The 899-nt window shown below is 55.2% G+C and carries 2 protein-coding genes; one reads left to right on the top strand and one right to left on the bottom strand.

The features are described 5' to 3' along the window. Nucleotides 1-222: transposase (locus tag HV670_RS30175; protein ID WP_175108566.1), on the bottom strand; the 222-nt coding region annotated here is incomplete at its 3' end. 181 nt (nt 223-403) lie between these two features. Between HV670_RS30175 and trfA the strand changes: the two genes are divergently transcribed. Next, entirely contained in the window at nt 404-715 is a 312-nt protein-coding gene (gene trfA, locus HV670_RS30170; RefSeq protein WP_175108567.1) for a plasmid replication initiator TrfA, read from the top strand. Nucleotides 716-899: the final 184 nt, after the last annotated feature.

The following is an 899-nucleotide window of genomic DNA, read 5'->3' as shown; positions in this document are numbered from 1 at the left end:
CTGTGCATCCGCGTCTTGACGGGTCGCCTGGTACTTATGAATCCATTGGCGCAACTGGTTCGCGTTCACGTTGGCCTTGAGCGCCATGCCGGCAACCGAGACGCCGGGTTGCAGGCACACCTCGATTAGCTGTCGCTTGTCCTGCCTATTGAAACTTCGTCTGCCATCCGGGGCAACATGTGTGACTCGCAGCGGTAAAAAATCCAGCCTGTCTTCGATCATCGCGATATGTCCATTAAATTTGATGGACACATCCTCCGTTATTTCAACCGCCTCAGCTATGTGTGGGGTATTGATCGCTTACGGTGTACACGTGTCTACTTAAGTTTAAGGTGGACACGATCGTCGCTGGTTTGATGCGCTTCGTTCAAGATGGGATTGCCGGGCGCTTACGTTTTACCGCATCGGCAAAGAGATCGCCAGCGTAGGCGGCACGACGATCACGCTTGAGGGCGAAGAGCTACGGCAAGACGATGCCGACGTGTTCGTTGAAATTTTGCACTTAGCTCGCGACACGCAGCTATCCGAGCGCGTCGAGTTCACCGGTTACGCGATGCTCAAACTGCTCGGTTGGGACACGTCAGGGAAAGGCTATGAGCGCCTTGTGACGACGATCAAACGCCTGCAGAAAAGCACAATCGGCGTTACCTTCGAAGGCAGCAAGAAAGGATTCCAAGGTCAGTTGGTTCGTAAGCGTCCAGCCAGGACATGTTGACGACGTCGAATTGGTAGGCGGTTATCACGGCGAGCGCACAGGCCGTGAAGCCCCCACTTATTGCTAAGTGGGCACCTAATTAGCCTGGTTAAGCGCTGACGAGCTCGGCGTGCCGGTATTCCACGGCAACAGCGATTCGATCTCGTTGACCGGGTGATCCGCAATGCGTCCAAGCACGTCACGC

The organism is Pararobbsia alpina (genome assembly GCF_902859895.1).
Classification (GTDB): Bacteria; Pseudomonadota; Gammaproteobacteria; order Burkholderiales; family Burkholderiaceae; genus Pararobbsia; species Pararobbsia alpina.
This window is presented reverse-complemented; position numbering and strand designations above follow the sequence as displayed.